Raw genomic sequence first — 12,591 nt, forward strand, 5'->3', positions numbered from 1 at the left:
GTGATCGACATTCACTCCGCGTTCAGCCAGCATCTCCTGCAGCTCACGGTAACTGATGCCGTATTTGCAGTACCAGCGTACGGCCCACAGAATGATGTCACGCTGAAAATGCCGGCCTTTGAATGGGTTCATGTGCAGCTCCATCAGCAAAAGGGGATGATAAGTTTATCACCACCGACTATTTGCAACAGTGCCGAATGCCCTGCTGCTGATCGGTGCTTCCGATATCGATCTGCTCGGCGGCATGTTCGACGTGATGCCGGACTTCAAGGCGCTGCTCGATGCCGGATACGGCGAAGAGATCGAGAGAAACGCCGGTCGCTTCCCCGGCCTGCACCGCTACGCCGTCATGCTCTCAAATATCGCCGAAGGGATCGCGGACGGCTCCATCCGGGTGCCACGCTGACGCCACTCCCGCTGGCAGATAATGTGAGCAGGCGACCATGACTGCGAGCAGCGCCGGATGATGGCGAGCACATTGGCAATTAGCGTGAGCAGACTGCTCCGCCCATTGTCAGATAATCCGAGCAGAAAATCGCTCCGTTTGCGAGCAGACGCCGCTACGATTGCAAGCGCCTACAGCTAGGAGGGGTGGAGAGCGGACTGGCGGCTAAACCGATCAATCATATTCTTGGCTTGTGCATCATCCTGCCAACCGTAGTGCCCACAAACGCAAATCCGAAAATAAACGGCAGACCCACTACCGTGGCAATCAGAATGAGGCCGCCTTCATTGTAGCGCTCGATGAAAATCAAGATCGCTAAAGAGAGCAGGGATAGAAACGTGCCGATGAATACAGCCCTCCAAACTCTTCCCCATTCCGCTGATACAATCAAGGAAGCAAATAGCGGAATCAGGGTTCCGGCAAGGATCATCAAAGCATGCATGAACGGCTCCGTTGAGCACCTTATCAGGTTGATGGATTAAATGACCTTTAAATTCGCGCCTGAGGGCTACCGAAAGCTCATAGGCCGATAGCCTGATGTCCTGAAATGGTCGCTTCTGCTCAGGCAGCTTACCTGGCACACTCATAAGCTCATCCCCCGATCCCGTTGCAGGACCAGCTCGCGCTCGTGGAGCAACTGGCCCACCGCCCGCGCCATCTGGGGTTCGCGCTGGATCCGCTCGATGTAGAGATCCTTGGTATGCTGGTTCGCCCCGTTATAGGCGTCCACCGCCTTTCGGAGCGCCTCCGGAGTAGCCTTCCAGTCGCTGTTATGGTCGCCATAACCATGGGTGCCCGCCTCGCGCTGCCCGGCTATGGTCCTGAACTTCTCCGCCACCTTCTCCCGTTCCTGCGCCTGCTGGCGCTCCTGTGCCTGCTCACGCGCGCGCTCGGCGGCAAGCTGCTCCTGACGCTGCGCATCGGCGGCATCGCGCCGATCGCGATCGACCGCGCCGCTCAAGGTGGCCGCGAACGCATGCAGCCTGCCCGATATGCGCTGCCCCGCATCGCGTAGCCACTCGGTCCCCCGCTCGATATACTGTCGCAGGCCCCGCCGCTCGATGACGCCGGCGTTGTGCTGGCCCACCATCGTCACCGGCTCATAGGCCCGCCCCTCCCGCATCGCCTGATGCTCAGCGCGGCGTTCCATCGCCGTCGCGCTCGGCCCCATATGCACGGTCGCCTCCTGCTCGATCCCCTGCCGCTGGTGGCTGCGATGGTCCACCCGCTCCGGGACGTTCGCCCGTTCCAGCGCCGCATTCTGCATCTCGGCCCACCGGCCACGCCACCGCTCGACCTCCCCGCTCGTCTTCTGGTCCAGTTCGCGGGTCTTCTCGCCCAGCCCTTCCGGGCCGATCCGCCGCGTCGTCGTCAGCAGATGGGCATGGTGGTTGCGCTGGTCGCCCTCGCGACCTGGTGCGTGGATCGCCACGTCCACCGCCACCCCATGCCGCTCGCTGATCTCCCGTGCGAGGTCCAGCGCAAGCTCGCGCCGCGCCTCGGCCGACAACTCGGCAGGCAGCGCGATTTCATATTCGCGGGCGACGGTGGAGTTCTTGCGCGTCTCGGCCTGCTCGGCGGCGTTCCAGAGCGCGGCACGGTCGTTGGCCCACGCCGGGGCGTCGGCGGGCACGACAAGCGCGCTATGCTCGACGCCCTGCTTGCGGGTGTAATCGTGGACGAGGCCGGTGCGCTCGTCCGTGATTTCGACGCCCGCACGATAGGCCGCCGCCGCCGTCGCGCTGCGACCGGCGGAACGGCCTATCGTCTTCACCGCAAGATGGAAGCTCGCCATCGCCGCGCCCTACCTTTGCCATGCGGGAGCATGGCGCGGGCGATAGCCCGCTGGGGTTCAGGGGTATCCCCTGACGCACGCAAACGCAAGTTTGCATAAGTGCGCCCTTCCTCTCTTTCGTTCGGTCGGGTCCGCTGCTATCAATATCGCACAGCGAAAGGATTGACCATGGCCGCTCCAACGCCAGAGGCTATCGAAAATGCCCGCCGCAGGGTCGATCAGGCCAAGGCCCGGTTGCAGGCACTGGAAGCCCGCGCCGCCACCCTGAACCGCAAGGCCGATGCCCGCCGCAAGATCATCCTCGGCGGCCTGCTCCTCGATGCCGCCATGAAAGACCCCACATGGGAATCCCGCCTCACTGACCTGCTGGACCGGATCAGCCGCGATCAGGACCGCAAGGCGTTCGAGGGCTGGACCTTCAAGGGTGGCCCCGCCGATGCCTGATCCCTTCGACCCTGCCGAGTTCGACACTCCGCCCCCCACCGATCCCGGCGCGGACTATCGCACCCTGCTCGACGCCATGCGAAAGGCCGGGGCCGAAGGGGTTGCCCAGCAGGTCGCCGCCCTGTCCCGCCAGATCGAGCAGGACGCCCGCCAGCGCGCCGAATGGACCGCACAGTCAGGCGCAGGGGTCGATGCCCTCCACCGGGCCGCTGGACAGCTTCAGCGGATCAGCGCCGGGGTCTGGTGGGATCGCCTGAAGGAATGGATCGCCGCCGCCATGATCGGGCTGGGCCTGATCTTCGCCGCGGCCCTCGCCTATCGCTGGGCGCAGGAACCCAAGATCGAGCGCCAGTTATACGGATGCACCGCACGATGGGACGCCAAAGCCCAGACCTGCAAGGGCAAGTGGGTGCCGTTGCAGGCGAAATAGGGCAGCAATTTATGGGTGCACAAAAAATGTTGTCCGCCCGATTTAATGGGTGTACAAAATATCATGGAAATCGAGTTCGACCCGGCCAAGGATGAAGCCAATATCGCTAAGCATGGCCTATCCTTACAGGCTGCGGAACGGTTCGATTGGGACACGGCGTTTGAGCGCGAGGATGATCGCTTCGATTATGGAGAGGTCCGCTTCGTCGCCCTGGGCATGATCGGTGATCGCCTGCACGTGCTGGTGTTCACCGAGGGCTCTCATGACGATGCGATCCGCGCTATCAGCCTGCGTCCGGCAGAAAAGCACGAAGCGAGGTTCTATTATGGCCAAGTTTGACCCTGAAATTCACGACGACAACCCGCCGATGGATGCCGCCTTCATGGCCGGGATGAAGCCGTCCCGGCGTGGGCGTCCCAAGTCGGAAGACCCCAAGGTCGAGGTAAAAATCCGCTTGGATGCAAAGACGGTGGAGCATCTGCGCGACAGCGGCCCCGGGTGGCAGACCCGTGTAAACACCCTGCTCGGCCAGCTTGTGGCGACGGGGCAAATCTGATCGTGGACCGCACGCAAGCCCGCGAGAGCTTCAAGGCCGAAGCCCTCGCCTCATGGGCCGAATATCGGGAAACCGGGCTGCACCTGACCGGCGAGGAAGTAGCCCGCTGGCTCGATAGCTGGGGCACTGCTGGCGAGGGCGAATGTCCGCCCTGCCATCTGCGCGAAACCGAACGCCCCTGATTTGCCCTCTGGTGCCCGTTAGGGCACCGCCAAGCCCTTGGGTACTCGCGACCTACCCTCAGAGGCTCCCTATGCTCTACGGGCCGGAAATCGCCTCTTACATCCCCTGATAGCCATTTACGGCCTCTAGTCTTGCTTTGGCGTAGGTGAAGCAGGCCAATGCTGGCGTTCATACGCATCGACCAGTGTTGCCAACACATCGAGACGGTCCTCATCTGCGCTGCCTGCTTCCGCATCCCAGAGTGCGCGGATTTCATCAACTGCCGCCCGGTAGTCGGCGTCGGTTTGGATCGGGCTGCTACCCATCGGCTTGTTCTTCCAATGACGCGCGCCGCGACCAGCGGCGCTCAATTTTCAGTGTGTGTCTGCCGTCAGTGTCTAGTCTCAGTGTCAGTGTCTGTTCCAGACTCTGAGACTAGACACTGACACTGTAGGCTAAAAGGATACACGCCGGAGGGTAAAAAGGTACACGCCGGAGGGTAAAAGGATACACGCCGGAGGGTTCGGGGATACACGCCGGAGGGTTCGGGGATACACGCCGGAGGGTTCGGGGATACATTGACAGGATACATTGCGACAATTAGCGTATCCCTATGGAGCAAATCGCTGTGTCATCTGCTGCCTTAGCCCTGCGTGCTGAAAAGCCACTAACCCCGGCAATGATCTCAGCCCTGTGGGAGATTACGGCGGTCCTTGATGAGGAACGGACACCAGCCAACGTACCCAACGCAGTTTGGCTCAATATCCCTACCGCTCGTTTGCGCGGCCCGGATGCGCGTCAGGATAATGTCTGGCTTCGTGAGTGTCTCGACCGCATGACCGGCCTAAAACTAAGCGGGCAGCACCGGGGCGACGAATGGGGCGCGGTACTGGTGGCCGAATGGCACATCACTGAAGGCGGATCACAAGCCCGCATCCTGATCCCGCCCGCAGGTGTTCATGCTTTGCGTAGCCCCGGCAATTTCGTGAAGATCGAGACGACAGCGGCGCACCGGCTCCCTCCTCACGCCCGCCGCCTTTATGCCCTTCTGGCTGATCGCAAACGCCAGCGCGAACCCTATGCCCAGTGGAGCATCGACAATCTGCGTGGCCTGCTCGGTGTAGATGATAAGCGGTCCTATGACCGCTGGCAGGCGTTAAAAGTGCGCGTCCTCGATCCCGCGCTTGATGCAATCAACGATTTCGGGACGGTGGACGTCACCATGACGCCTAAAAAGGTGGGCCGCTCGGTAGTGGCCGTTCGCTTTGATTGGCGCTGGAAAGACCCGTTAGACGCCGCTGACACGGTAGCCGAGAACGAGCGCCATAGCGCCGCTCGCCGCAAAGACCCACCAGACTCCCCCGATGCGCCGCCGCTAATGGAAACGGAACCTGACCCGGTGGTACGTGAAGGGATGGCGAAACTACTGGGCAGCTTGGGCGACAAGCTGCGTAACGCAGATGATGGTGACATTTGAGAATAGTTCGAAATTGACCTTCTCGAACAATACGAACATGGTTCTAAAATGACCGAAGTTCGTATGACCTTACGAGAGGCATCAGACCTCCTGAGCGTTCCACAAAATACCCTGAGATCGCGCTATAAAGCGGGTAAAATGAGGGGAGAGCGAGACAATTCTGGTCGCCTTTGGGTCTGGGTAGAACCTACCGCAAAGGGTTCTAATCGAACCTTCTCGAAGAATACGAAAAAGGTTCGAGATGCCGAGGATTTCGAAGCTCTGAAAGGACAGGTAACAATCCTCCATGAGCAGCTTTCCGGTGCCAATGCAGAACTAGCCATCTTGCGCTCCCGCGCATCGCAAGTGGATCGACTGGAAGCAGAAATGGCCGCCCTAGAAACCCAAGCAGCCCTTATCCGTGAGGATCGGGACCACTGGCGCACCATGGCGCAAAACCTCGCTATCGCGCGCGTTACTCCTCAGCCGATGTCCCAGCGCGGCTTCTGGTCACGCCTGTTTAGCCGCCAGGGCGGCAGCCCTAGCGGCGATGAAGCATGAGAGCGGCGATTTTCACCTGATTGTCGCGTATCAGGGCAGGGAACGGCTAGGTGTAGGCGCTTGCAATCGTAGCGGCGTCTGCTCGCAAACGGAGCGATTTTCTGCTCACCCTTTCTGCCACTGGCGCATGGCCTCGTGCTCGAATTATCTGCCAGTGTGCTCGCCATCATCCGGCGCTGCTTGCAAACGGGGCGTCGTGCTCACACTCCCTGCCAGTGGGTTCTCCAAACCCGTCGCCGGCAGACGCTTTTGCGAAGCGGGTTTCCAGAACAGTTTTGACACGCGGCGGGCCGCAGAAATGCGTTGCGGTCATGGCCCGCCGGCAGGATCGTCAGAAAGGAAGGTTTTCGCGAACAGGGCCGGCGCGTCGTGCTAGGCGATGGAACCCCGCAAGCGGACAGGATGCGATGACCAGGACCGAAATGCTGGAAACGATGAAGCGTCTCGACGCCCATGCGAACGCCCTGTTGCTTACCGGGGCCTCCGATATCGATCTGCTCGGCGGCATGTTCGACGTGATGCCCGACTTCAAGGCGTTGCTCGACGCCGGATACGGCGGTGAAATCGACAAGAACGCTGGTCGCTTCCCCGGTTTGCATCGCTACGCCGTCATGCTCTCCAATGTCGCCGAGGGGATCGCGGAAGGTTCCATCCGGGTGCCGCGCTGACGCCCTGTTTCGCTGGCAGGGGATGTGAGCAGACCTTTATGATTGCGAGCAGCGCAGGATGATGTCGAGCACATTGGCAGATAGCGCGAGCAGATCGCCGAGCCGGTTGTCAGATAATCCGAGCAAAAAAAGGCTCTGTTTGCAAGCAAACGCCGCTACGATTGCAAGCACCTACACGTAACCTTGCCCGCACCGCCCGCGCCAACCCGATGTGGGCGCTGCTCGGCGTGCTGCTCGCCCCCTTCCGGTTCGCCCGCCACCTCATCGTCGTGGTCCTGTTCGCGATGGTGCTGTTCGCCGCGCTGTTCCTCCTGCTGATGCTGGCTATCTGGTATTTCGAGCTCGACAAGAACGGCGCGCTCGCCCAACTCGCCTTTATCGGCATCGACCTTGCCGTGCCGCTGGTCATGGTCTGGATGTTCGTCCTGCCCCTGCTCCGCCGGTTCGACTATGCCGATTCCGGCGACACGCACGGCTCGGCCCGCTTCGCCACCGCCAGCGAGGCGAACGCCCTCAACGACGATCACGGGCTGCTGATCGGCCGCGACCTGAAGACGGGCAAGCCGATGCGCTATGCCGGTCCCGCGCATCTGCTGACGATCGCGCCCACCCGCACCGGCAAGGGCGTCGGCACGATCATCCCCAACCTGCTCGAATATCCGTTCGCGGCCGTCTGCATCGACCCCAAGGGCGAGAACGCCCGCATCGCCGCGCGCCAGCGCGGCAAGTTCGGCGCGGTTCATGTCCTCGATCCGTTCGGCGTCACCGGCCTCGTCTCGGCTGCGTTCAACCCGCTCTCGTCGATCGACCCGCACGGCCTCGATCTCGCCGACGATTGCATGACGCTCGCCGACGCCCTGGTCCACGACGCGCCCGGTGAAGCCGGCGAGGCGCATTGGAACGAGGAAGCCAAGGCGCTGATCGCGGGCATCCTGCTCCACGTCGTCACCACTGAACCGCCCGCCACCCGCACCCTGGAAACGCTGCGCGACCGGCTGACGCTCGCCCCTGCTGCATTGACGGCGCAGCTCGCGGCGATGCAGGCGCAAGGTGGGGGTCGTTTGCGGGAGAGGGCGAAATCCTACGCTAAGGCTTTGGCCAACGATATTCTCCGGTAAGATTGATGTGTTCCCAGGGGATAGGAGAAGTCGCTTGATATCTAGTATGACGTCTGTCGCACCTGCTTGATCGCGGCCGCGATAGCTAGATCGCGTTGCTCCTCTTCTCCATCCGCGTTCCAAGCTGCGGAAAGGCACCCATAAGCGTACGCCTGGTCGAGCAGGCGACGCGGATCGACGTCCAGCGCACGAGAGAATGCGTCCGCCATCTGTGCAATGCGTCTAGGATCGAGACAAAGGTCGTCTCTGTCAGCCGGATCGTAGAACATATTGGCGGCGCCAAAGCCCACTTCACCGACCAGACCGACGGGATCTATCACCAGCCAGCCGCGACTGGAGAACATGATGTTTTCATGATGCAGATCGCCATGTAGCCCACGCAGTTCCGAGGCATTGCTCATCATTTGATCGGCTATAATCGCCGCGTGGACGTAGTCAGTTTGACAACCTGCGTTTTGATCATCGCGCGCCCGCTGAAACAAAGCTGCAAAGCGATCCCGGATCGGGAGAAGGGCAGAAGGCAGGGGTTCCTCAGATGCGGCATACAGCTTCGCCATTAGTTCCGCTGCAATTTCGGTCGCCTGGTAGTCGCCGTGCTCGGCAACGATGTGAGAGAGCATTCGCTCCCCGGCATATTCGAGCAACATCAGATTGTTCTCACGACCGAGCAACCGGACTGCTCCCCTCCCATTGCGCCATACCAGATAGTCGGCCCCGCGCAGTTCATCAGCAATGTCTTCTATAGGTTTCAATCCCTTGACGATTGCAGGAGTCCCGTCTGGCAATGAAACTTTCCAAACGAGGCTGGAAAAGGTGTCCGCAATGAGAACAGGTTGCGAAACGTGCCAATGAGCAGGAAAAACAGGCGGCATGAACATCAACCCCAAGTCAGAGGGTCCAATCGCAGATAGAAGGCAAGGCGTTCGCGGTCGGGGGCTTCGATCCCCAATACATTGAATAGGACAGCGAAGGCGCGCTCTGCTTCATCTGGCGCTGCCCAGTTCTCTTCGGCGTTAGCAATCATGAGTGCCAAATCGGCATAGCGATCTGCTGTTCCGAGCCGCCCAAGGTCGATCAGACCCGTGCATTGAAGAGTTTTAGGGTCCACCATGAAGTTCGGCATGCAGGGATCACCATGGCAAACAACCATATCGGTGCGCTCTTGGTCGAGCCGCACCGGTAGCTCTCGTTCGACACGAGCCAAAAGATCGAGCTGCGGCGTACTCTTGTCCTCGTCCGGTAAGAAGTCGGGATTGACGGCATTGCGGGACACCACATCAACGGCGCGTCCGAACATTCGCGACAGCCTGCGCTCAAACGGACATTGATCAACCGATAGGCTGTGAACAGCGCCAAGTTGCTGCCCCATTGACGGCCACGCTTTGAGCAAATCCGCTCCAGACAGATCAGCCGCCGGTACTCCCGGAATTGCCGTTATCACCAAGCATGCACCCTCCTGTTCCTCCTGCCAGTTGATCACCTCGGGGCAAGCCACACCTCGACCTTTGAGCCAAATGAGGCGGTCACGCTCTCCAGCGAGCTCACCGCGGCGGGAAGCAGGTGCGATTTTCGCGAAGGCATGCCCGTCACCACGTCGAAAAACAAAATCACCAGATTCTCCGCCTCTGACAGGCAACCAGTCAGAATGCGATTCACCAAAAAAAATATTAGTTCGATTCAATGGAGGTTCCTTCAGTTTTCTGATGAAGCGCGGAGGTGAGAGGTGGTCCCACTTGTTTGAACAACTAAAAGCTTATTTATAAGTGATACTCTGCTCTAGTTAAGCTACCTTATTTTGTTGTGGTAGCTGGTCATAGTAAAACTCATCTGGAGTCATTTTGTCCAGACTCGAATGAGGTCGTTTCAAATTATAAAATTCAAAATATGCGTTTAATTGCTTCTTCGCATCCAAAACATTGCTGTAGGCTTTGAGATACACCTCTTCATATTTAACGCTCCGCCATAATCGTTCAACCATCACATTATCAACCCATCGACCTTTACCATCCATACTGATTTGAATGCCATTTGATTTCAATACATCAATAAATGCATCACTGGTAAACTGACTGCCTTGGTCTGTATTAAAGACTTCAGGTCGGCCATATTTTTCAATAGCTTCATTTAATGTTTCTATGCAAAATGTAACCTCCATACTAATCGATACTCTATGCGCAAGTACCTTGCGGCTATGCCAATCAATCACAGCACATAAATAAACAAAGCCTTTTGCCATAGGGATATACGTTATATCCGTAGACCACACTTGATTACTGCGCTGAATAGCCAATCCTTTGAGCAGATATGGATATTTACGGTGAGCTTGATTGGCCTGACTTAGATTTGGTTTACGATATAACGCATTAATGCCCATTTTCTTCATTAAAGTACGTGTATGACGTCGTCCTATATGATGTCCTTGACGATTCAATAAATCACGCATCATACGGCTACCTGCAAAAGGGTATTGCATATGTAACTCATCCATACAGCGCATCAGCTTCAGATCTGATTCACTCACAGGTTTTGGGCGATAGTAATAACAACCACGGGAGACTTTCAGCAGCTTAGCTTGCTTAGATACTGAAATCTGAAGTGAGTCATCGATTAACTTTTGTGGTTGAAGCGACCCAGTTTCTTCAACACACCTTCTAAAAAATCAATTTCTAATGCCTGCTCACCGATTTTTGCATGTAGTTTTTTTAGATCGATGGGTGGTTCTGTTGGAGCTTTTGATTGATCGAAAGCTTGCGAGGAAGCTGAAATCAGTTGATTTTTCCAGTCAATAATTTGGTTTTGATGAACATCAAATTCAGCACTCAATTCAGCAAGTGTTTTTTCTGCTTTAATCGCAGCAAGTGCTACCTTAGCTTTAAAGTCATTTGAATGATTTCTTCTTGGTCTACGTGTCATAAAATACTCCATATATTGATGTTTATAACATCATTTGGGGAGCAAAATATCACTTATAAGTGTTGTTCAAATTTCCTGATCCACCTCTGTGGCTCAACCTGCGAAAAGAAACGAGTTGCTACGTAAGTCCGAGAACATGCTTTCCATGGTCTCTGAGCTCGCCTTTGGGACCGACATATCGGTAGAGAGTGACGCGCTCGATGCCGAGTTCCTTGCAGAGATCGGAAACTGAAGTATCGCGCTGGGCCATGGCGGCTTGCGCGAGACGCACCTGAGCTTTGGTGAGCGCGAATTTTCGTCCGCCCTTGCGACCGCGCGCTCTCGCGGAGGCGAGACCCGCCATGGTGCGCTCTCGGATCAGATCCCGCTCGAACTCGGCCAAGGTGGCGAAGATTCCGAACACCATGCGACCGGACGCAGTCGTGGTGTCGATCTGAGCGCCCTTTCCAGTCAGAACCCGCAGGCCGATCTTGCGGTCTGACAGCTCCTTCACCGTGTTGACCAGATGGGCAAGCGATCGTCCGAGGCGATCGAGCTTCCAGACCACCAGCACATCGCCGTCACGCAATGACTTGAGGCAGGCAGTCAAGCCAGGGCGATCATCACGACCGCCGGAAGCAAGATCATCATAGATATTGTCCCGTTCGACACCTGCGGCGCGCAAGGCGTCGTGCTGCAGGTCGAGAGACTGCGAGCCATCGGCTTTGGAGACGCGGGCATATCCGATCAGCATGTATCACAAACGTTGGTTTGAGGCGGCGCTTCGGCCACGATTGCATTGACCTCTGGAAATGTATCTCAACCAGCTTCATAAACAAAGCGTCTTGAACGCTATCAGATTTTGAAAAAGGAACATGTATGCCGCGTCGCGTCACTCTAACCGATCGGCAGAAAGACGCGCTGTTGCGCTTGCCGACTTCACAGACGGATTTGCTCAAGCACTATACGCTGAGTGATGAAGACTTTGGGCATATCAGGCTGCGTCGGCGCGCTCACAACAGGTTCGGCTTCGCCCTGCAATTGTGTGTCCTGCGCTATCCCGGCCGGGTGCTGGCTCCAGGCGAACTGATCCCTGCAGAGGTCATCGAATTTATCGGAGCGCAGCTTGGCCTGGGTGCCGACGATCTCGTAGACTATGCTGCCCGCGAGGAAACACGGCACGAGCATCTTGCCGAGTTACGGGGGCTCTACGGCTTCCGCACCTTCTCCGGACGTGGTGCGAGCGAGCTGAAGGAATGGTTGTTCCGAGAAGCCGAGATGGCGGTGTCGAACGAGGATATCGCCCGTCGCTTCGTAGCCGAGTGCCGACGCACCCGCACTGTCCTTCCCGCGACATCCACGATCGAGCGGCTTTGTGCCGCGGCTCTCGTCGATGCCGAGCGACGCATCGAGACGAGGATCGCCAGTCGGCTGCCTATGTCGATCCGAGAACAGTTGCTGGCATTGCTCGAGGAGACGGCTGATGATCGGGTGACCCGTTTTGTGTGGCTGCGCCAGTTCGAGCCTGGCTCGAACTCTTCGTCGGCCAACCGGCTGCTCGACCGGCTCGAATATCTGCAACGCGTCGATCTCCCCGAGGATCTGCTTGCCGGCGTTCCTGCCCATCGGGTGACTCGTCTGCGCAGGCAGGGTGAACGGTATTATGCCGACGGCATGCGCGATCTCCCGGAGGACAGGCGGCTTGCGATCTTGGCTGTTTGCGTCTCGGAATGGCAGGCGATGTTGGCCGACGCAGTGGTCGAAACCCACGACCGGATCGTCGGCCGTCTCTACCGTGCTTCGGAGCGTATTTGCCATGCAAAGGTCGCAGACGAAGCGGGGGTGGTGCGTGACACCCTGAAATCCTTCGCCGAGATCGGGGGCGCCCTGGTCGATGCACAGGATGATGGCCAGCCGCTGGGCGATGTCATCGCGAGGGCACTGTTGCAAAGTTAGCGATGAGGCAGCCTTTTGTCTTATTCAAAGGCCTTACGTTTCAAAAACTCTGCTTACCAGGCGCATTTCGCCCAGGGGATCACCATAATAAAATGCTGAGGCCTGGCC

17 protein-coding genes and 3 pseudogenes are annotated in these 12,591 nt (G+C 58.2%); 11 read left to right on the forward strand and 9 right to left on the reverse strand.

Annotated elements, in window-relative coordinates:
- Positions 1–132, reverse strand: a pseudogene (locus tag OC550_RS22030) (IS6 family transposase); the annotation flags it as partial.
- 58 nt (positions 133–190) lie between these two features.
- Between OC550_RS22030 and OC550_RS22035 the strand changes: the two are divergent.
- The gene (locus OC550_RS22035; protein ID WP_040265119.1) at positions 191–406 is read left to right on the forward strand and encodes a hypothetical protein; all 216 of its coding nucleotides are present in this window, start codon (positions 191–193) and stop codon (positions 404–406) included.
- Between the two features lie 217 nt (positions 407–623).
- Here OC550_RS22035 and OC550_RS22040 read toward each other — a convergent pair whose 3' ends face one another.
- Together OC550_RS22040 and mobQ are read right to left on the reverse strand one after the other, a co-directional pair.
- On the reverse strand, positions 624–887 hold the full coding sequence (locus OC550_RS22040) for a hypothetical protein (RefSeq protein WP_030092974.1): 264 nt from the start codon (positions 885–887) through the stop codon (positions 624–626).
- Positions 888–1,028: 141 nt separating this feature from the next.
- Positions 1,029–2,240 carry a MobQ family relaxase gene (mobQ, locus tag OC550_RS22045; RefSeq protein WP_030092972.1) on the reverse strand — a complete coding sequence of 404 codons (1,212 nt, stop codon included), beginning with the start codon at positions 2,238–2,240 and terminating at the stop codon, positions 1,029–1,031.
- 168 nt (positions 2,241–2,408) lie between these two features.
- Between mobQ and OC550_RS22050 the strand changes: the two genes are divergently transcribed.
- The 5 genes from OC550_RS22050 to OC550_RS22070 all read left to right on the forward strand — a co-directional run bounded on the left by OC550_RS22050 (position 2,409) and on the right by OC550_RS22070 (position 3,852).
- Positions 2,409–2,684, forward strand: a complete 276-nt coding sequence (locus OC550_RS22050) for a hypothetical protein (RefSeq protein ID WP_030538461.1) — start codon at positions 2,409–2,411, stop codon at positions 2,682–2,684.
- Positions 2,677–3,114, forward strand: a complete 438-nt coding sequence (locus OC550_RS22055) for a hypothetical protein (RefSeq protein WP_030092979.1) — start codon at positions 2,677–2,679, stop codon at positions 3,112–3,114. The genes OC550_RS22050 and OC550_RS22055 overlap by 8 nt, the downstream gene beginning before the upstream one ends.
- Before the next feature lie 63 nt (positions 3,115–3,177).
- Positions 3,178–3,453 carry a BrnT family toxin gene (locus OC550_RS22060; protein ID WP_037470143.1) on the forward strand — a complete coding sequence of 92 codons (276 nt, stop codon included), beginning with the start codon at positions 3,178–3,180 and terminating at the stop codon, positions 3,451–3,453.
- Positions 3,440–3,670: a BrnA antitoxin family protein gene (locus OC550_RS22065; RefSeq protein ID WP_037470142.1), complete on the forward strand. Its 231-nt coding sequence runs from the start codon at positions 3,440–3,442 to the stop codon at positions 3,668–3,670. Before OC550_RS22060 ends, OC550_RS22065 begins: the two co-directional genes overlap by 14 nt.
- Positions 3,671–3,672: 2 nt before the next feature.
- On the forward strand, positions 3,673–3,852 hold the full coding sequence (locus OC550_RS22070) for a transcriptional regulator (RefSeq protein WP_090423504.1): 180 nt from the start codon (positions 3,673–3,675) through the stop codon (positions 3,850–3,852).
- 126 nt (positions 3,853–3,978) lie between these two features.
- Here the strand turns inward: OC550_RS22070 and OC550_RS22075 are convergent, their stop codons facing one another.
- Positions 3,979–4,203, reverse strand: a complete 225-nt coding sequence (locus OC550_RS22075; RefSeq protein ID WP_181653478.1) for a hypothetical protein — start codon at positions 4,201–4,203, stop codon at positions 3,979–3,981.
- Between the two features lie 242 nt (positions 4,204–4,445).
- Between OC550_RS22075 and OC550_RS22080 the strand changes: the two genes are divergently transcribed.
- The 4 genes from OC550_RS22080 to OC550_RS22095 all read left to right on the forward strand — a co-directional run bounded on the left by OC550_RS22080 (position 4,446) and on the right by OC550_RS22095 (position 7,635).
- Positions 4,446–5,309: a replication initiation protein gene (locus tag OC550_RS22080; protein ID WP_040265129.1), complete on the forward strand. Its 864-nt coding sequence runs from the start codon at positions 4,446–4,448 to the stop codon at positions 5,307–5,309.
- A 48-nt stretch (positions 5,310–5,357) separates the two neighbouring features.
- Entirely contained in the window at positions 5,358–5,849 is a 492-nt protein-coding gene (locus OC550_RS22085; protein ID WP_112366619.1) for a hypothetical protein, read from the forward strand.
- Between the two features lie 407 nt (positions 5,850–6,256).
- Positions 6,257–6,517 (forward strand): hypothetical protein, encoded by a 261-nt coding sequence (locus OC550_RS22090; RefSeq protein ID WP_015449245.1) that lies wholly within the window; start codon positions 6,257–6,259, stop codon positions 6,515–6,517.
- Positions 6,518–6,678: 161 nt separating this feature from the next.
- Positions 6,679–7,635, forward strand: a complete 957-nt coding sequence (locus OC550_RS22095; protein ID WP_197037040.1) for a type IV secretory system conjugative DNA transfer family protein — start codon at positions 6,679–6,681, stop codon at positions 7,633–7,635.
- Positions 7,636–7,676: 41 nt separating this feature from the next.
- Here the strand turns inward: OC550_RS22095 and OC550_RS22100 are convergent, their stop codons facing one another.
- The 4 genes from OC550_RS22100 to OC550_RS22115 form a co-directional block, all read right to left on the reverse strand.
- Positions 7,677–8,513, reverse strand: coding sequence for an aminoglycoside O-phosphotransferase APH(6)-Id (locus tag OC550_RS22100; RefSeq protein WP_000480968.1), 837 nt, complete (start codon positions 8,511–8,513; stop codon positions 7,677–7,679).
- Entirely contained in the window at positions 8,513–9,316 is an 804-nt protein-coding gene (gene aph(3'')-Ib, locus OC550_RS22105) for an aminoglycoside O-phosphotransferase APH(3'')-Ib (protein ID WP_001082319.1), read from the reverse strand. Before aph(3'')-Ib ends, OC550_RS22100 begins: the two co-directional genes overlap by 1 nt.
- 99 nt (positions 9,317–9,415) lie before the next feature.
- A protein-coding gene (locus OC550_RS22110; RefSeq protein WP_223672967.1) for an IS3 family transposase occupies positions 9,416–10,548 on the reverse strand; the annotation gives its coding sequence in 2 pieces (ribosomal slippage) (positions 9,416–10,296 and positions 10,296–10,548; 1,134 coding nt in all).
- 118 nt (positions 10,549–10,666) lie between these two features.
- Positions 10,667–11,281, reverse strand: a complete 615-nt coding sequence (locus OC550_RS22115) for a recombinase family protein (protein WP_000904906.1) — start codon at positions 11,279–11,281, stop codon at positions 10,667–10,669.
- 125 nt (positions 11,282–11,406) lie between these two features.
- Between OC550_RS22115 and OC550_RS22120 the strand changes: the two are divergent.
- Positions 11,407–12,435, forward strand: a pseudogene (locus OC550_RS22120) (DUF4158 domain-containing protein); the annotation flags it as partial.
- A gap of 81 nt (positions 12,436–12,516) precedes the next feature.
- On the opposite strand, the pseudogene OC550_RS22125 reads toward OC550_RS22120, so the two are convergent.
- Positions 12,517–12,591 (reverse strand): annotated as a pseudogene (locus OC550_RS22125) (IS6 family transposase); the annotation flags it as partial.

Origin of the sequence: Arthrobacter sp. Marseille-P9274, assembly GCF_946892675.1 — a bacterium.
GTDB lineage: Bacteria > Actinomycetota > Actinomycetes > Actinomycetales > Micrococcaceae > Crystallibacter.